The organism is Pseudomonas sp. AAC (genome assembly GCF_000725445.1).
In the GTDB taxonomy this organism is placed as follows: domain Bacteria; phylum Pseudomonadota; class Gammaproteobacteria; order Pseudomonadales; family Pseudomonadaceae; genus Pseudomonas; species Pseudomonas citronellolis.
Genome location: NZ_KL647100.1, coordinates 215,356 through 232,112 on the forward strand (window position 1 = coordinate 215,356; position 16,757 = coordinate 232,112).

A 16,757-nucleotide genomic window follows, 5' to 3' on the forward strand; every position below is an offset into this window, starting at 1 on the left:
TGGCGCCGGTTCAGCGCCGGCGGCTCACCATGCAGACGGCGGCCAGTGCCCCGCAGGTGGCGGCGAGGATGAGCGCGATCTGCCAGGGATGCTCGCTGGCATAGTCGCCGCCGCGGCGCAGCGCGCGCCGGCCCTGGTAGGCCAGGCGGTCGCCGATGGCCTGGCAGTCGTCGCTCAGGTGGCGCAGGCGCGCCTTGAACGCGGGGATGTCCTTGGCGGCCAGCTCGCGGCCGCCATCGAGCAGCGCCGTGAGTTCGTCGACCAGGTTCTGCAGTTCGGCCACGCTGTCGTGGCGACGGGAGGGAAACCATCGATGCGGGGTCATGGGGTTCTCCTGTGGTGTCTTCGGGCGGCCTGGCCCGGGGCGTTGCCCGGCGCCGTCCGCGGTTGATCGTCCCCAGTAGGTTTAGCCGGTTTCCTTCGGCAGAGGCCGGCGCCCGACGAGGGTTCGGGGATTCGGATGGCCGCGGCGCTCAGCCGGAACCGTGGGCCTCGGCCAGCTGGCGGGCCATCTGCAGGTGCAGGCGCAGCACCGCCAGGTTGTTCTGGGCGAATTGCCGCAGGTCCTCGTCCTCGGTCTGTTGCGCCGCTTCGCTGAACAGCTGCAGCGCCTCTTCCTGGGCGCGGACCTGGCTGCTGGCGAAGGCCGCGTCGAAGTCGTCCTGGCGCGCCTCCAGGTCCTTCAGCCTGGCGCGGCTGGCCTCGTCGGGCCCTTCCGCCAACTGCAGCTGGCGGCTTTCGGCCAGGGTCTTGAGCTGGACCTGGGCCTTGGTGTTGTCGTCGATGAGGTGGACGGCGAAGGTCTTCACGTCCGCCGAGCGGCTCTTGCTCAGCGCCAGCTTGGCCGCGCCCACATTGGCCAGGCTGGTGGCCGAGGCGCGGCTGACGAAATCCTGCACCCCGGTATCGGCCGCCAGCAGTGGTGCGGATACCAGCAGGGCGCCCCAGAACAGGGCGCCGCGGAGGATGCCAGTGCCTTTCATGTTCGATGCTCCTTACTCGTTGCGTTGCGTCTACATGGGTTGACGGGCGCAGGCGCCCCGGGGTTCCGGAGGCTTGCCGGGGAAATGCCGCGGGAAGTTGCCGGGCGGAGATTGCACGTGGAAAACAGGAAGCATTACCATTTGCTGATTCTTCGCGTTTATTCCTCCCATGCCCGCCAAACCCCCGCGCAAGCCTGGCCTCTTCGAACACTACGAGGAGCTCATCGGAGCCTGGACCCGCCGCCTGCGCAATCGGCACGAGGCGGAGGACCTGGCCCACGACACCTACCTGCGCCTGCTGGAAACCCCGCAGGCCACGGTGGCGCAGCCGCGCGCCTACCTGCACCGCACGGCGCGCAACCTGGCCATCGACGCCTTCCGCCGCGAGCAGGCGCACCCGCCGGTGGGCATGGAGCACCTGGACGAGCACGAAGCGCCCGACGGCGACCCGGAGACCACCATGCACGCGGTACAGCTGGCCAGTTCCATCGAACGCGCCCTGGCCGAACTGCCGGCCAATTGCCGCAAGGTATTCGTCTGGCAGAAGCTGGAGGGGCTGTCCCAGGCGGAAATCGCCGAGCGCCTGGGGTTGAGCAAGAACATGGTGGAAAAATATATGATCCGCACCCTGCGCCACCTCAGGGACCGCCTGGGCGACACACCGTGATGAAGGACCAGCCAGTGAAACCGAGCCCAAGCACCTCGCCGGGGAGCGCCCCATGGCGTTGACCGAACAACCGCGCGACGCCGCCGCCCGCTGGTTCGCGCGGGTGCAGGACGGCGCCCTGGACGCCGCCGAGCAGGCCGCCTTCGACGCCTGGCTGGCGACGCCGGAACACCGCCACGAATTCGAGCAGCTGCAGCGCCTGTGGGGCGCCGCCGACCTGATCCCGGCGCAGCGCCTGCGCGAGCTGGCCGCCGACGAGCCGGTCGCCTTGCGTCCGCAAAAGACCCGACGGCGCTGGCCGGCGTTCGCCGCGGCGGCCTGCGTGGCCGGGCTGGCCGCCGGCATCGCGCTGTTCAGCGGCTGGGGCCGCGACTACAGCGCCGAGTTCCACACCGTCCTGGGCGAGCGCCGCCAGGTGGAGTTGCCCGACGGCAGCCAGTTGGAGCTCAACGGCAATACCCGCCTGCAGGTACGCTTCCGAGACCAGCGCCGCGACGTGACCCTGGAGCGCGGCGAGGCCATGTTCAGCGTCGCCCATGCCGCCGACAGGCCCTTCGTGGTCGACGCCGGCCTGGGCGCGGTGACCGTCACCGGCACGCGCTTCGACGTGCGCCGCGACGCCGACGAGGTGCGGGTGGCTGTGGAGGAGGGCAAGGTACGGGTCGCCGGACGTGAAGCGGCCAGCGCCGAGCAATTGCTGACTGCGGGCCTGGGCACGCACATCGACGCCCAGGGGCGGGTGGCGCCGGCCGCCGCCACCGACGTCGCCGCGCAGACCGCCTGGCGCGACGGGCGCCTGGTGTTCAACGGCGCGAGCCTGGCCGAAGTGGCCCGCGAGGTTTCCCGCTACCGCGCCCAGCCGCTGCGCGTCGGTAGCCCGGAAGTGGCGAAGATGCGCCTGACCAGCGTGTTCCGCGTGGACGACACCGACGCCCTGCTGATGGCGCTGCCGCACCTGCTGCCGGTCAAGGTGCGGACCTTGGCCGACGGCTCAAGCGAAATAATTCTCCGTTAGATTCAGGTTTTCATCACCCTGTTTCGTCTTCCCCGGCAAAGGCTCGCAAGGCCCGTTTCCTGCGCGCCGCCATTGGGACCTCAAGGAACAGGAACATCGTGACCAACCCTTCGCTCCGCCGCTCCAACCGCACCGCCCGCCACCTGCTGCCGCTGGCCCTGAGCCTGGCCATCGCCGCCGCCATCGGCCAGGCCCAGGCCGCCCAGGTGGACATCCGCCCGATGCCGCTGAACGACGCGCTCAAGCAACTGGGCCAGCAGACTTCGCTGCAACTGTTCTTCACCCCCGACCTGGTGGAAGGCAAGCAGGCCCCTGCGGTCAGCGGCGAGCTGACCCCGGAACAGGCCCTGGAACGCCTGCTGCAGGGCAGCGGCCTGGACTACGAAGTGGTCGGCAACGGCATCGTCCTGCGCAAGCGCGCGGCCGGCGCCGACGAACCGCTGCAGATGGAATCCTCCGAGGTGAAGGTGGTCGGCGACTGGCTGGCCGATGCCCAGGAGCGCGACGTGCAGAACCACCCCGGCGCGCGCACCGTGGTGCGTCGCGAGGCCATGCAGGAGAAGGGCGTGGTCAGCGTGCGTGAAGCCTTGCGCGGCATTCCCGGCGTGCAGGTGCAGGACAACAACGGCACCGGCGGCAGCGACGTTTCCCTCAACGTCGGCGTGCGCGGCCTGACCTCGCGCCTGTCGCCGCGCTCGACCATCCTCATCGACGGCGTGCCGGCCGCCGTGGCGCCCTACGGCCAGCCACAGCTGTCGATGTTCCCCGGCGTGGCCGGCAGCTACGACAGCATCGACGTGGTGCGTGGCGCCGGCTCCGTGCGCTACGGCCCGCAGAACGTCGGCGGGGTGATCAACTTCGTCACCCGCGCCATCCCCGAGAAGTTCTCCGGCGAAGTGGGCACCACCGTCGAGCACGCCAGCCACGGCGGCTGGAAGCAGATGCACAACGCCTTCATCGGCGGCACCGCGGACAACGGCATCGGCATGGCCCTGCTGTATTCCGGGGTGAAGGGCGACGGCTACCGCGACAGCAACAACCACAACGACATCGACGACGTCACCCTGAAGACCCATTGGGCGCCCACCGACACCGACGATTTCGCCCTGAACCTGCACTACTACGATGGCACCGCCGACATGCCCGGCGGCCTGACCCAGGCGCAGTACGACCACGACCCCTACCAGTCGGTGCGCGACTACGACAACTTCCGCGGCCGCCGCAGCGACGGCTCGTTCAAGTGGACGCGCAAGATCGACGAGCTGACCCAGCTGGAAGTGCTGACCTACTACAGCGACAGCTTCCGCGGCAGCGACATCGCCAACCGCGACCTCAAGACCCTGGCGTCCTACCCGCGCAACTACCACACCTTCGGCTTCGAGCCGCGCGTTTCGCGAATCTTCTTCGTCGGCCCGACCACCCAGGAGGCGAGCATCGGCTACCGCTACCTGAAGGAAGACATGGAAGAGCGCGCCTCCCAGGTGGCCCTGGTGAACAACGTGCCGACGCCGCAACCCGGCGCCGACGGCCACATCTACCAGGACCGCACCGGCGGCACCGAGGCCAACTCGCTGTACATCGACGACAAGATCGACGTCGGCAACTGGACGGTCACCCCCGGCATCCGCTTCGAGCGCATCTCCACCGACTGGCAGGACCGCCCGGTGCTGGACAACAAGGGCAAGCCGGTGCAGGCCAAGAGCCGCAGCAAGGACTACAACGAGCCGCTGCCGGCGCTGAGCGTGATGTACCACGTCTCCGACGCCTGGAAGCTGTTCGCCAACTACGAGACCTCCTTCGGCAGCCTGCAGTACTTCCAGCTCGGCCAGGGCGGCCGCGGCGACCAGACCGCCGACGGCCTGGAGCCGGAGAAGGCGCGCACCTACGAGATCGGCACGCGCTACGACGACGGCGCCTTCGGCGGCGAGGTGACGCTGTTCTACATCGACTTCGACGACGAGCTGCAGTACATCAGTAACGACGTGGGCTGGACCAACCTGGGCGCCACCAGGCACCAGGGCATCGAGACCTCCGCGCACTACGACCTGGCCGCGCTGGACCCGCGCCTGGAAGGCCTGACCGCCTACGGCACCCTGACCTACACCCGCGCCACCTACGAAGGCGAGATCCCCGGCTTCAAGGGCCGCGACCTGCCGTTCTACTCGCGCCAGGTGGCGACCCTGGGCCTGCGCTACGTGCGCGACCGCTGGACCTACAACGTCGACGCCTTCGCCCAGTCCGCCCAACGCGCCCCCGGCCCGAGCACCAACGCCGACGGCAGCTTCACCCACGACTACATCACCGAGCCGACCGCCGACGGCCAGTATGGCGACATCCCCGGCTACGCCCTGTGGAACGCCCGTGTGGGCTACGACTTCGGCCCGCAACTGTCCAACCTCAAGCTCGGCGCGGGGGTGAAGAACCTCTTCGACAAGGAGAGCTTCACCCGCTCCAGCGACAACAACGCCGGCATCTATGTTGGTCAGCCGCGGACGTTCTTCGTGCAGGCCAGTGTGGGGTTCTGACAGAGCCTGATCTGGGATGGGCGTCGGGGTGCCAGGATGACGCCCAACCTCCCGGCCACTCCGGACAGCCCCCTCTCCCTTCAGGGAGAGGGCTGGGGAGAGGGAACGGAGTTTGATCCGAGGCATGGTGTTTCTCCGGACGCCGTGTTTCCCCCTCCCTAACCCTCCCCCGCAAGCGGGAGAGGGGACCGTCCGGTGTGAACGGGAAGTCCTGAGTCAGCCGGAAAGGTCTGCACCGCGCTCGCGTTCCGTAGGATGGGTTGAGTTTGCGAAACCCATGCTGTCATGGCGATGGGTATCGCTCCGCTCAACCCATCCTACGCCGGGGTTTCGGCTGGCACGGCTTCTCGTAGGTGCGCGCCCTGCGCGCGATTTCGCGGGCAGGGCCCGCTCCTACGCGCTGAACCGGCGAATCGCCTCCAGCACCGTTTCGCGGTCACCACGCAAGGGCTGCCTGCCCAGGTATTCGACGAACCGCGGATCATCCAGCAGCGCCAGGAAACGCTCACCATCCTCGGTCAGGCGTTCGCCGTCGCTGGGAGTGCCGACCTCGTTGCCGTGGTAGATGCCCTCCAGCAACCCCAGGCGGCGCAACAGATCGGTGAGGATCAGGGCGTTGGCGATGACCACGTCGGCATCCGGCGTTTCCGCGCCCAGGCGGCGGTGCAGTTCGGCGTGGTAGTGGCGGGCGATGGCCTCCACCGGGAAGGGCCCGCCGTCGGCGCGAAGGGCGCCGTCGAGCAGGCGCCGGGTCAGTTCCAGGTCGATCATGGCTTGGCCTCCGTCACTGCGCGCGGTCTCCTCGCATGGATATTTCAATGGTTCCGCAGCCCCCTGGAGCGGCGGGCCGGCCCTGCTCGTAGTAAAGCAGGTGCCAGGGCTGCCGTCAGCGCAGGTGCCGACAGCGCCAGGCTGCGCTAGGCTGGCGAACCGTCATCGCCCGAAGAACCCCCGCCATGCCGACGCCACCCGTGGAGTACCGCCTGACGACCCGCGACGCCGTGCTGGTGCGCCCCAGCCTGGCGCTCTGCGAGCCCTTGCGCCGGGCGCTGCAGGACAGCTACGCGGAGCACGCGCCCTTCCTCGACTGGGTGACCCCGCAGGTGAGCGCCGAGCAGGTGCTGCGTTCGCTCAAGGGCGCCATCGCCAACTACGCCGCGCCATTGGCGGAGAAGCGCCTGTTCCTGCTGTCCGCCGACCGCGCCGAGGTGATCGGCTGCATCGGCCTGCAGCCGCGGGGCAGGGGAGAGAGCTACGTGATCGGCTACTGGGCCAGTTCGCGCTTCGCCGGCCGGGGCTACCTGAGCGCGGCGCTGCGCGAAGTCTGCGGGCAGTTGCCGCGGGCCCGGCTGTACCTCACCACGTCCTCGGCCAACCCGCGCAGCCAGCGCCTGGCCGAGGCCGCCGGCTTCCGCCTGGTGCGCACCCTGCGCGGGGTGCGCAACGATGCCTGGCACGGCACCCAGGACACCCTCATCTACCGTCGTGAGCCACGGGCCTGACGCACGCAGGCGGCGAACAGCGGGTCCTGCAGGTAGGCCACGTTCAGGCGCATCCAGGGGTTGGCCTGGCCGCGGTCGGTGCTGAAGATCGCCCCCGGCGCCAGGGCCAGGCCTTGGGGCAGCGCATCGCGGGTGAAGGTCTCGGCGTCGTCGATGTGCGGGAAGCGCGCCCACAGGTACAGGCTCTGCTGCGGGCGGCACAGCACTTCGGCGCCCAGCGCGTCCAGCACTGCGAGCCCGGCATGGGTGGCGGCGGCGACCTGGGCCTGCAGGCGGGTGAGGTGGCGCAGGAAGTAGCCTTCGCCCAGCGCCACGTCCACCGTGCGCTCGCACAGCTCCGAGCAACTGGTGTGCAGCAGCATCTTCAGGTCCGCCAGCTCCTCGATGCGCTCGCGGCTGCCGGCGATGAAGCCGACCCGCAGCGAGGCCGAGATCGACTTGGAGAAGCTGCCGACGTAGAGCGTGCGGCGTAGCTGGTCGAGGGTGGCGACCTTGATCGCCGAGCTGGGCTTGAAGTCGGCCATGGCGTCGTCCTCCACCAGCAGCAGGTCGTGCTCGTCGGCCAGTTTCAGCAACTGGTGCGCCTTCACCGGCGAGATGTCCGAGCCGGTGGGGTTGTGCCCCACCGATTGCAGGAAGAACAGTTTCGGCCGCTCGTGGCGCAGCAGTTGCTCCAGCGCCTGCAGGTCCGGCCCGTCGGCCAGGCGCGGCACGCTGAGCATGCGCGCGCCCTGCAGTTGCAGCTTGCCGAACAGCGGGTAGTAGCCGGGGTTTTCCACCAGCACCGCGTCGCCGGGGGCGACGAAGCGCCGGACGATCAGGTCCAGCGCATGGTTGGCGCCGTGGGTGGTGAGGATCTGCCGTGGGTTGCCGTCGATGGCGTAGCCGGCCAGGCGGCGCACCAGGCTCTGGCGCAGGGCCGGGTTGCCCAGGCGGTTGCCGTAGCGGAACAGCGAATTGGCGTCGGTGCGCAGCACCTGGCGGGTGAAGCGGTCCAGGCGCATGTCCTGCAGCCAGGCCACCGGCGGGAAGCCTTCGCCCAGCGGCGCCCGGGCCGGCTCGTGGACGAACTGTTGGCGCATCATCCAGATGGTGTCCAGGGCGCGGGTGTAGGGCAGCGGCTCCTCGGCCTCGCTGCTGCGCGGGGCGCTGGCGCGGACGAAGAACCCCTTGCCGTGGCGCGCCTCCACCAGGCCCTGGGCGGCCAGCAGCTCGTAGGCGGTGATCACGGTGTTCTTCGAATGGCCGTGCAGGCGCATGTATTCGCGCAGCGAGGGCAGGCGGTCGCCGCGCTGCAGCGCGCCTTCGCGGATCTGCCGGGCGAGGGACTGGGCGACCTGTTCGGCGAGGGTCTGGCGGGGCACGGCGGTCTCCGGGGTGTCATGGGTACAGTGTGGGTACTGTTGGGGCGAACTGTACCTTCATCGGCGGGACCAGTCATAGCACCTTGGGGCCTCGGGCGGCCCGGCGCCACCCGCATCCCACTCCACACAAGAATGACAATGGACGCCCCGATGCTCATCGATTCCCGCCTTCCCGCATTCCGCAACCTGTCTCCACGCCAGCGCCTCGACCACCTCGAGGCCCTGCTGCAGCTGCCCGAACTGCAGCACCTGGCCACACCCGGCGCACTGCCGCTGGAGGTGGCCGACGGCATGATCGAGAACGTGCTCGGCACCTTCGAGCTGCCCTACGCGGTGGCCAGCAACTTCGTGGTCAACGGCCGCGAGCTGCTGGTGCCAATGGTGGTGGAGGAGCCGTCGATCGTCGCCGCCGCCTCCTACATGGCCAAGCTGGCCCGCGCCGGCGGCGGCTTCCAGACCTCCAGCAGCGCGCCGCTGATGCGCGCCCAGGTCCAACTGGTGGGCCTGGGCGACCCGTTCAACGCGCGCCTGGCGCTGCTGCGGCACAAGGACGAGATCGTCGAGCTGGCCAACCGCAAGGACCAGCTGCTCAACAGCCTGGGCGGCGGCTGCCGTGACCTGGAAGTGCACTGCTTCGCCGACAGCCCGCGCGGGCCGATGCTGGTGGCGCACCTGATCGTCGACGTGCGCGACGCCATGGGCGCCAACACGGTGAACACCATGGCCGAGGCCGTGGCCCCGCTGATGGAGCGCATCAGCGGCGGCCAGGCGCGCCTGCGCATCCTCTCCAACCTCGCCGACCTGCGCCTGGCCCGGGCCCAGGTCCGTATCGCCCCACAGCAGTTGCAGTCGCCGGACTACAGCGGCGAAGCGGTGATCGAGGGCATCCTCGACGCCTACTGCTTCGCCGCCGTCGACCCCTACCGCGCGGCCACACACAACAAGGGCATCATGAACGGTATCGACCCCCTGATCGTCGCCACCGGCAACGACTGGCGCGCCGTGGAGGCGGGCGCCCACGCCTACGCCTGCCGCAGCGGCCACTACGGCTCGCTGAGCACCTGGGAGAAGGACGCCGAAGGACACCTGGTGGGCAGCATCGAGATGCCCATGCCGGTGGGCCTGGTCGGCGGCGCCACCCGCACCCATCCGCTGGCGCAATTGTCGCTGCGCATCCTCGCCGTGCGCAGCGCCCAGGAACTGGCCGAAATCGCCGTGGCCGTGGGCCTGGCGCAGAACCTCGGGGCCCTGCGCGCCCTGGCCTGCGAAGGCATCCAGCGCGGCCACATGGCCCTGCACGCGCGCAACATCGCCCTGGTGGCCGGCGCCCGCGGCGAGGAAGTGGACTGGCTGGCCCGGCGCCTGGTGGAAGCCGGCGACGTGCGCGCCGACCGCGCCGTGGAGCTGCTGCGCGAAAGGCGCGGCGCATGAGCGGCTTCGTCAGGATCGTCGAGGTCGGCCCGCGCGACGGCCTGCAGAACGAGCCACAGGTGCTGCCGGTGGAGGCGCGCATCGATCTGGTCCGGCAACTGGCGGACGCCGGGCTGCGGCACATCGAGGCCGGCGCCTTCGTCTCGCCGCGCTGGGTGCCGCAGATGGCCGGCAGCGACGAGGTGCTGCGGCGCCTCGGGCGCCGGCCCGGGGTGCGCTTCAGCGCCCTGGTGCCCAACCTGGTGGGCCTGGAGGCGGCGCTGGCGGCCGGCTGCGAGGAGGTGGCGGTGTTCGCCGCCGCCTCCGAGGCCTTCTCCCAGCGCAACATCAACTGCTCCATCGACGACAGCCTGCTCCGCTTCGAGCCGGTGCTGGCCCTGGCTCGCGAGCGGGGCGTGCGGGTGCGCGGCTACGTGTCCTGCGTGCTCGACTGCCCCTACAGCGGCCCGGTGGCGCCGCAGCAGGCCGGCGAGGTGGCCGAGCGCCTGCATGCCCTGGGCTGCTACGAGATCAGCCTGGGCGACACCCTCGGCAAGGGCACCCCGGATGCCACCGCGCGGCTGCTGGAGCATTGCGCCCAGCGCCTGCCGCTGACGGCGCTCGCCGGGCACTTCCACGACACCTTCGGCATGGCCCTGGCCAACCTGCTCGCGGCGCTGCAGGCCGGGGTGCGTACCTTCGACAGCTCGCTTGCCGGCCTCGGCGGCTGCCCCTATTCGCCGGGCGCCGGCGGCAACGTCGCCACCGAGGACGTGCTGCACCTGCTGCACGGCATGGGTTACGCCACCGGTATCGACCTGCCGGCCGTGGCCCGCCTGGGCACCCTCATCAGCCGCCGCCTGGGCCGGCCCAACGCCTCGCGCGCCGGCCGCGCCCTGGTGGCCGCCGAGCGCCGCAGCACCGCGCCCGCACTCTGACAACAAGAAGCCCGGCAGGGCAGGAGACTCACCATGGACACCCGCGACAGGGCGCCGCTGCCAGCGCCGAACCCGCATCCCGATTCCCGCCTCTACGAAGTCTGGGGCGACACCGTCGACAGCCGCCACCTGGCCGGCGCCATCGCCATAGGCGCGCTGGTCAGCCTGGGCGCCTTCCTGCTCGCCGAGCGGCTGTTCCTCGGCCTGGTCGAATCCGTGCAGATGGCCCGCGCCTACGCCATGCTGGTGGGCATCCTCGGCTGCCTGGCCGGCGGGGCGATCAGCGCCGTGCTGTTCAAGCCCAAGCGCCGGGTGGTCGAGCACGTGGCCGACGCCGCCTGGCGCGAGCGCGCCCTGCGCGAGCTGGAGGCCGAATACGGCGGCCTCGGCGAGCTGGACGACCTGCCGCCGGAGGTACTGGCGGAGCTGAAGGAAGTCCAGCTGTACGAACTCTTCGCCCAGGCGCGCACGCCCCGGGAGAAGCCCGCGCCCGCCGGGCTGCCGGCAACGGGAGGGGCGGCCTGATGGAGCTTTTCATCGAGCAGTTGCCCATCGCCCTGCTGATGGCCGTGACCGGTGCGCTGCTGTTCGCCGCCATCGGCCTGGTCTCCGGCAGCGACGAAACCACCACCCTGGCGCCGCTGACGCTGCTGGTGGTGCTGCTGGGCGTGGCGCCGGCCGGGGTGTTCGCCTTCTTCCTCGCCGGCGCGGTGGCCAAGCACATGACCCACGCGGTGCCCACGGCGCTGCTGGGCATCCCCGGCGACACCATGGCCACGCCGCTGATGCGCGAAGCGAACTTCCTGCGCAACCTCGGCGTGCCGCACATCGCCCTGCGCAAGATGATCTCCGGCGCGGTGCTGGCGGCGTTCCTCGCGGTGCCCCTGGCGGTGCTCTTCGCGGTGCTGCTGGCGCCCTTCGGCGCGGCCATCAAGCAGGCGGCGCCCTGGGTGTTCCTCTGCGCGGCCCTGGCCATCGCCTGGTTCTCCGCCGGGCGCTGGGCCGCGCTGCTGGCCCTGGGGCCCTTCGTGCTGCTGATCGTGGCGCTGCAGGCGCTGACCGCCCAACACGGGGTGAAGCTTACGGTCAGCTACTTCCTCGGTATCGCCGTGGGGCCGCTGATCGTCTCGCTGTTCGCCCTGCTGGCGCCCGCCGAGCGCCAGCGCATGCGCCGCAGCGAACCGCGCACCTTCGCCCTGGCGCCGGACGTGAAGGGCTGGGACGGCTACTTCCCCAACCCGCTCAAGGTGCTCGACCGCCGCCAGACCGGCTGGACCCTCGGCGCCGCCGCGCTGTCCAGCGCCACCTTCGTGTTCAGCCCGGTGGCCATGACGGTGATCCTCGGCGAGGTCGTCGGTTCGCGCATCCGCCACGCCTACCACCGCCTGACCTCGGTGCTGGCCGTGCGCAACGGGGTGACCGAATCTACCTACATCGCCGAGGCGATGATCCCGCTGATCGCCTTCGGCCTGCCGCTCAGCCCGGTGGCTGCGGGCCCGGCGGCGCCGCTGTTCAACGCGCCGCCGCGCTTCCACGTGGACGCCGCCAGCGGCCAGGTGCACAACCTGCACAGCCTGATGGGCCCCTGGGAATTCCTCGTGGTCGGCCTGCTGGCGGTGCTGGTGGCGGCGCTCGTCGCCTATCCCTTCGCGATGAACTTCGCCCACCGCGCCGCCGCGTTCGTCGCGCGGCGCGTCAGCCACGAGGCGGTGATCGCCACCTTCGTCGGCCTGGTCCTGGTGGTCGGCCTGTGGGAGGGCGGGCTGCTGGGCCTGCTGGTGATCCTCAGCGTGGGCCTGGTCGGCGGCCTGCTCGGACGCTTCCTGGGCTTCAACATCGGCGTGCAGTTCATGGGCTTCTACAGCGCCGTCCTCAGCGTGCCGGCGCTGCTCGCGCTGGCCGGCTGAGCCACCCGGAGGCCGCCGCGCCTCCATCCCCGGCCGCTTCCCGCCGCTGCTTCGCAGCGGGCGGCGGCCTTCGTCCCGAGAAAAGGAAACAACAACAATGACAATCCTTGCCAACCCGCTGTCCACCCCACGCTGCCGCCTGCTCGGCCTCGCTTCCGCCTGCCTGCTGGCCAGCGGCGAGAGCCTGGCCGAGGGCTTCGCCGAGGACGCGGAGGCCTCGCTGAACCTGCGCAACTTCTACATCAACCGCAATTTCGTCGACGGCGACTTTCCCCGCGCCAAGGCCGAGGAATGGACGCAGAGCTTCATCCTCGATGCCCGTTCCGGCTACACCCCGGGCACCCTGGGCCTGGGTGTCGACGTGCTGGGCCTGTACTCGCTGAAGCTGGACGGCGGCAAGGGCACCGCCGATACCCAGCTGCTGCCGCTGCACGACGACGGCCGCCCGGCGGACGACTTCGGGCGCCTGGCGGTGGCGGCCAAGGCGCGGTTGTCCAACAGCGAACTGAGGGTCGGCGAATGGATGCCCAGCCTGCCGGTGCTGCGCGCCGACGACGGCCGCTCGCTGCCGCAGACCCTGAGCGGCGCCCAGCTCAGCGTGCAGGAGATCGACGGCCTGGGCCTGTACGCCGGGCAGTTCCGCAGCAACAGCCCGCGCAACGACGCCAGCCAGGACGACCTGTCGATGACCGGGCGCCCGGACGTCACCTCCGACCGCTTCGACTTCGCCGGCGCCGAGTACCGCTTCAACGGCGCGGCCACGCAGCTGGGCCTGTGGCACGCGCGGCTGGAGGACATCTACCGCCAGCAGTACTTCAACCTGCGCCACAGCCAGGGGCTGGGCGACAGGCGCCTGGGCGCCGACCTCGGCTACTTCGTCGGCCGCGACGACGGCGCCGCCCGCGCCGGCGAGCTGGACAACCGCACCCTGTCGCTGCTGCTCTCGGCGGGGCAGGGCGGCCACACCTTCTACCTGGGCCTGCAGCGGCTGTCCGGCGACAGCGGCTGGATGCGGGTGAACGGCACGGCCGGCGGCAGCCTGGCCAACGACAGCTTCAACTCCAGCTACGACCAGGCCCGCGAGCGTTCCTGGCAGCTGCGCTACGACTACGACTTCGCCGCCGCCGGGGTGCCCGGGCTGACGTTCATGACGCGCTACATCCGCGGCAGCAACGTGCACACCCGCGACACCTCCGACGGCCGCGAGCGCGGGCGTGAAAGCGAGCTGGGCTACGTGGTGCAGAGCGGGCCGTTCAAGCGCCTGAACCTGCGCCTGCGCAACGCCAGCATCCGCCGCGACTTCAGCAGCAACGCCTTCGACGAGTACCGACTGATCGTCAACTACCCGTTCTCGCTGCTCTGACGCCCCTGGTCGGCCCGCCGCCCGCCCCGGGGCGGCGGCGCTAGACTGGAGCAAACGGGGAGCGGGAGGCTCCCCCTGCAGCCGGCCGCGCCGGCGCCACGGGGCAGTGGGGCGGCGCCGCTTTCCCGGAGGTGAGCCATGAGCATGTCCAGTCGCTTGCAGAATTGCCTGTCGCAGCACCGCAGCCGCTACGATCTGCTGCCCCACGCCACGTCCATGACCACCCGCGAGGCCGCCCGGCGCGCCGGCGTGCCGCCGCAGCAGATGGCCAAGCCGGTGATCCTCGACGACTTCCAGGGCCACTGGCTGATGGCCGTGGTGCCGGCCAGCCGCCAGGTCGACCTGCACAAGGTGCACAAGCTCACCCGGCGCAACTGGCGCCTGGCCCGCGAGGGTGACTTCTCCTCGCGCTTCGAGGACTGCGCGCCCGGCGCCATCCCCGCGGTGGGCAGCCTGTTCGGCCTGGAAACCCTGATCGACGAGTCCCTGGGCGAGCAGACGGACATCTACTTCGAAGCCGGCGACCACAACGCCGTGGTGCACATGAGCGGCCGCCAGTACCTGGAGCTGATGCCCGAGGCGCGGCAAGGGCGCTTCTGCGAATAACCGGGCCTCGAACTTTTCCGGTCCCGCGCGGGCGGCGGGCGGCAGGGCGCCGGCGATGCACTATCGTTATCGCTTGCGCCCACCCGCGCGTGCCCGAGACTGACCATGACCGCTCGCCGCCTGCTGCTCTGCTGCCTGATGCTGCTCCCCCTGGTCACCAGCCTGCCGACGCCAGCCGCCGAGGCGCCGCCGCAACCGCCCAGCGGCGAGAGCCTGAAGTGGCCGCGCGACTACCCCCTGGGCGAGCAGCACCTGCAGGTGTTCCAGCCGCAGATCGAGAGCTGGGACGGCACCCGCCTGGGCGGCCGCGCCGCCATCGCCCTGGGCACCGCCAAGGGCGCGCCGACCTATGGCGTGGCGCAGTTCTCCGCCGCCGCGGACATCGACAAGAGCAGCGGCCTGGTGCAGTTGACCGACCTGCGCATCGACAAGGTCGAGGTGCCCACCGCGCCGGACAGCGCCGAGAAGGTCCGCCAGGCCCTGACCCAGCGCCTACCGAAGCAGCTGACCATGTCCCTGGACGAGCTGCAGGCCAGCTACGCCGTGGCCCAGCAACTGGACAAGCTGCGCCGGGTGGCGGTGAAGAACGACGCGCCGCGCATCCTCTTCGCCGACAGCCCCAGCGTGCTGGTGCGCATCGATGGCGAACCGCAGTGGCGCACCGTGGAAGGCAGCGACTTCCAGCGCGTGCTCAACAGCCGCGCGCTGATCCTGCGCGACGGACAGAACAACTGCTACCTGCAGGCCGCCGGCTACTGGTACCTGGCCCAGGGCCTGGAGGGCACCTGGCGGGTGCTCGGCCAGCCGCCGAAGGCGCTGCTGGACGCCGCCCGACTGGCGGCCAAGGCCAACCTGCCGGACCCGCTGCTGCCCAAGGACGGCAAGAAGGCCGCCAAGGCCCCGGCCATCGTCCTGGCGACCCAGCCCAGCGAACTGATCATCAGCGACGGACCGGCGCAGATGAGCCCGGTGGACGGCGTCGCGCTGCTGACCCTGAGCAACGCCGACCACGCGGTGTTCGTCGACCCGGCCAGCAACACCTGGTACGTGCTGGTCTCCGGGCGCTGGTTCAGCGCGCCGGGCGACAAGGGCCCCTGGACCTACGTGGAGGGCAAGGACCTGCCGGCGGACTTCGCGAAAATCTCGCCGAAGGACCCCAAGGCCAACGTGCTGGTCTCGGTGCCCGGCACGCCCCAGGCCAAGGAGGCTGCCATCGCCGCCAACATCCCGCAGACCGCCAGCGTCTCGCGCAGCAGGACCAGCCTCAAGGTCGCCTATGACGGCGCGCCGCGCTTCTCGCCGGTCGAAGGCACCGCGCTGCAGTACGCGGTGAACACCCCGACGCCGGTGATCGAGGTCGGCTCCGACCAGTTCTACGCGGTCAGCAATGGCGTGTGGTTCGTCGCCACCGGCGCCGCCGGGCCCTGGAAGGTGGCCACCGAGGTGCCGGCGGCGATCTACGCGATTCCGCCCAGTTCGCCGCTGTACTACGTCACCTACGTGCACATCTACTCGGTGACGCCGCAGAGCGTGGTGGTCGGCTACACCCCCGGCTACCTGGGCGTGGTGGTCAACGACGCCGGCACCGTGGTCTACGGCACCGGCTACGCCTACCCGGCCTACGTCAGCGAGACCGTCTACTACGGCTACCCGCCCACCTACGGCTACGGCGCCAGCTTCGCCCTGGGCACCCTGGAGGGCTTCGCCTTCGGTTTCGCCGTGGGCGCCATCTGGGGCTCGGAATACCCCTGCTGGGGGCCGTACTGGGGGCCCTGGCCGAGCCATGGCTGGAACTACGTGAACGTCAACCAGGCCAACTTCTACGGGCGCTGGGGGCAGGGCAGCGTGACCCACGCCAACGGCTGGAACGCCTGGACCGGCACCCAATGGCAGGGCAGCGCCGCGCGCGGCTACGACGCGCTCACCGGGGCGCACTTCCAGGGCAGCCGCGGCGCCGGCTTCAACCCCTACTCGCAGAACTTCGCCGCAGGCCGCCAGGGTTCCTTCGCCAACCCCGCCACCGGCATCTCCGGCGCCGGGCGCAGCACCGTGGTGGGCAACCGCGACAGCGGCGACTATGCCGCCGGGCGCCAGGTCGCCGGGCACAACGCGCAGACCGGGCGCACGGTGATCGCCGAGAAGGGCGTCAGCGGCAACGTCTACGACGGCAGCCGCAGCACCGACAGCCGCGGCCTGGCCTACAACCGGCGCACCGGCAGCGGCGTGGCCTGGAACAACGGCGACGTCTACGCCGGGCACGACGGCAACATCTACCAGCGCACCGACGACGGCTGGCAGAAACACACCGACAACGGCTGGCAGCCGGTGCAGGGCGGCAACGGCGAGCTGCGCAGCCAGCTGGAGCAGCAGCGCCAGTCGCGGGTGGTCGGCCAGCAGCGCTTCGGGCAGACGCAGCGGCAGTGGGGCGGTGGCGGCCACTTCGGCGGCGGCGGGCGCCTGCGCCGCTAGGTAGCGGT

General features: G+C 70.7%; 15 protein-coding genes. 11 read left to right on the forward strand and 4 right to left on the reverse strand.

Annotated features, from left to right (window positions below):
- Window positions 1-10: 10 nt before the first annotated feature.
- Window positions 11-325: a hypothetical protein gene (locus tag FG99_RS24520; RefSeq protein WP_043272735.1), complete on the reverse strand. Its 315-nt coding sequence runs from the start codon at window positions 323-325 to the stop codon at window positions 11-13.
- 148 nt (window positions 326-473) lie between these two features.
- A complete protein-coding gene (locus tag FG99_RS24525; RefSeq protein ID WP_043272736.1) occupies window positions 474-983 on the reverse strand; it encodes a DUF4142 domain-containing protein in 510 nt (169 codons plus the stop codon).
- 169 nt (window positions 984-1,152) lie between these two features.
- Between FG99_RS24525 and FG99_RS24530 the strand changes: the two genes are divergently transcribed.
- The 3 genes from FG99_RS24530 (at window position 1,153) to FG99_RS24540 (ending at window position 5,190) form a co-directional block, all read left to right on the forward strand.
- The gene (locus tag FG99_RS24530; RefSeq protein WP_043272738.1) at window positions 1,153-1,650 is read left to right on the forward strand and encodes a sigma-70 family RNA polymerase sigma factor; all 498 of its coding nucleotides are present in this window, start codon (window positions 1,153-1,155) and stop codon (window positions 1,648-1,650) included.
- A gap of 52 nt (window positions 1,651-1,702) precedes the next feature.
- Window positions 1,703-2,665, forward strand: coding sequence for a FecR family protein (locus tag FG99_RS24535; RefSeq protein ID WP_043272740.1), 963 nt, complete (start codon window positions 1,703-1,705; stop codon window positions 2,663-2,665).
- Window positions 2,666-2,829: 164 nt separating this feature from the next.
- Window positions 2,830-5,190 (forward strand): TonB-dependent siderophore receptor, encoded by a 2,361-nt coding sequence (locus tag FG99_RS24540; protein ID WP_371263886.1) that lies wholly within the window; start codon window positions 2,830-2,832, stop codon window positions 5,188-5,190.
- A 393-nt stretch (window positions 5,191-5,583) separates the two neighbouring features.
- On the opposite strand, the gene FG99_RS24545 is transcribed toward FG99_RS24540, so the two are convergent.
- Window positions 5,584-5,961, reverse strand: coding sequence for a hypothetical protein (locus tag FG99_RS24545; RefSeq protein WP_043272741.1), 378 nt, complete (start codon window positions 5,959-5,961; stop codon window positions 5,584-5,586).
- A gap of 185 nt (window positions 5,962-6,146) precedes the next feature.
- On the opposite strand from FG99_RS24545, the gene FG99_RS24550 reads away from it, so the two are divergent.
- On the forward strand, window positions 6,147-6,692 hold the full coding sequence (locus FG99_RS24550) for a GNAT family N-acetyltransferase (RefSeq protein WP_043272742.1): 546 nt from the start codon (window positions 6,147-6,149) through the stop codon (window positions 6,690-6,692).
- Here the strand turns inward: FG99_RS24550 and FG99_RS24555 are convergent.
- Complete coding sequence (locus tag FG99_RS24555; protein WP_043272743.1) at window positions 6,668-8,056, reverse strand: aminotransferase-like domain-containing protein; 1,389 nt, start codon at window positions 8,054-8,056, stop codon at window positions 6,668-6,670. The genes FG99_RS24550 and FG99_RS24555 overlap by 25 nt on opposite strands.
- 150 nt (window positions 8,057-8,206) lie before the next feature.
- On the opposite strand from FG99_RS24555, the gene FG99_RS24560 reads away from it, so the two are divergent.
- The 7 genes from FG99_RS24560 to FG99_RS24590 all read left to right on the forward strand — a co-directional run bounded on the left by FG99_RS24560 (window position 8,207) and on the right by FG99_RS24590 (window position 16,749).
- Window positions 8,207-9,487, forward strand: a complete 1,281-nt coding sequence (locus FG99_RS24560; protein ID WP_043272955.1) for a hydroxymethylglutaryl-CoA reductase, degradative — start codon at window positions 8,207-8,209, stop codon at window positions 9,485-9,487.
- On the forward strand, window positions 9,484-10,404 hold the full coding sequence (locus tag FG99_RS24565; RefSeq protein WP_043272744.1) for a hydroxymethylglutaryl-CoA lyase: 921 nt from the start codon (window positions 9,484-9,486) through the stop codon (window positions 10,402-10,404). Before FG99_RS24560 ends, FG99_RS24565 begins: the two co-directional genes overlap by 4 nt.
- Window positions 10,405-10,437: 33 nt before the next feature.
- On the forward strand, window positions 10,438-10,929 hold the full coding sequence (locus FG99_RS24570) for a hypothetical protein (RefSeq protein ID WP_051879219.1): 492 nt from the start codon (window positions 10,438-10,440) through the stop codon (window positions 10,927-10,929).
- Complete coding sequence (locus FG99_RS24575; RefSeq protein ID WP_043272745.1) at window positions 10,929-12,311, forward strand: tripartite tricarboxylate transporter permease; 1,383 nt, start codon at window positions 10,929-10,931, stop codon at window positions 12,309-12,311. The genes FG99_RS24570 and FG99_RS24575 overlap by 1 nt, the downstream gene beginning before the upstream one ends.
- Before the next feature lie 97 nt (window positions 12,312-12,408).
- The gene (locus tag FG99_RS24580; protein ID WP_043272746.1) at window positions 12,409-13,674 is read left to right on the forward strand and encodes an OprD family porin; all 1,266 of its coding nucleotides are present in this window, start codon (window positions 12,409-12,411) and stop codon (window positions 13,672-13,674) included.
- 138 nt (window positions 13,675-13,812) lie between these two features.
- On the forward strand, window positions 13,813-14,280 hold the full coding sequence (locus tag FG99_RS24585; protein ID WP_043272747.1) for an aminoacyl-tRNA deacylase: 468 nt from the start codon (window positions 13,813-13,815) through the stop codon (window positions 14,278-14,280).
- A gap of 105 nt (window positions 14,281-14,385) precedes the next feature.
- Window positions 14,386-16,749, forward strand: coding sequence for a carbohydrate-binding family V/XII (locus FG99_RS24590; protein WP_177330919.1), 2,364 nt, complete (start codon window positions 14,386-14,388; stop codon window positions 16,747-16,749).
- Window positions 16,750-16,757 lie beyond the last annotated feature (8 nt).

Bases quoted from the DNA above. Each gene is read 5' to 3' on its own strand.
- FG99_RS24520 (WP_043272735.1), bottom strand. From the start codon at position 325: ATGACCCCGCATCGATGGTTTCCCTCCCGTCGCCACGACAGCGTGGCC.
- FG99_RS24525 (WP_043272736.1), bottom strand. From the start codon at position 983: ATGAAAGGCACTGGCATCCTCCGCGGCGCCCTGTTCTGGGGCGCCCTG.
- FG99_RS24530 (WP_043272738.1), top strand. From the start codon at position 1,153: ATGCCCGCCAAACCCCCGCGCAAGCCTGGCCTCTTCGAACACTACGAG.
- FG99_RS24535 (WP_043272740.1), top strand. From the start codon at position 1,703: ATGGCGTTGACCGAACAACCGCGCGACGCCGCCGCCCGCTGGTTCGCG.
- FG99_RS24545 (WP_043272741.1), bottom strand. From the start codon at position 5,961: ATGATCGACCTGGAACTGACCCGGCGCCTGCTCGACGGCGCCCTTCGC.
- FG99_RS24550 (WP_043272742.1), top strand. From the start codon at position 6,147: ATGCCGACGCCACCCGTGGAGTACCGCCTGACGACCCGCGACGCCGTG.
- FG99_RS24560 (WP_043272955.1), top strand. From the start codon at position 8,207: ATGCTCATCGATTCCCGCCTTCCCGCATTCCGCAACCTGTCTCCACGC.
- FG99_RS24565 (WP_043272744.1), top strand. From the start codon at position 9,484: ATGAGCGGCTTCGTCAGGATCGTCGAGGTCGGCCCGCGCGACGGCCTG.
- FG99_RS24570 (WP_051879219.1), top strand. From the start codon at position 10,438: ATGGACACCCGCGACAGGGCGCCGCTGCCAGCGCCGAACCCGCATCCC.
- FG99_RS24575 (WP_043272745.1), top strand. From the start codon at position 10,929: ATGGAGCTTTTCATCGAGCAGTTGCCCATCGCCCTGCTGATGGCCGTG.
- FG99_RS24580 (WP_043272746.1), top strand. From the start codon at position 12,409: ATGACAATCCTTGCCAACCCGCTGTCCACCCCACGCTGCCGCCTGCTC.
- FG99_RS24585 (WP_043272747.1), top strand. From the start codon at position 13,813: ATGAGCATGTCCAGTCGCTTGCAGAATTGCCTGTCGCAGCACCGCAGC.
- FG99_RS24590 (WP_177330919.1), top strand. From the start codon at position 14,386: ATGACCGCTCGCCGCCTGCTGCTCTGCTGCCTGATGCTGCTCCCCCTG.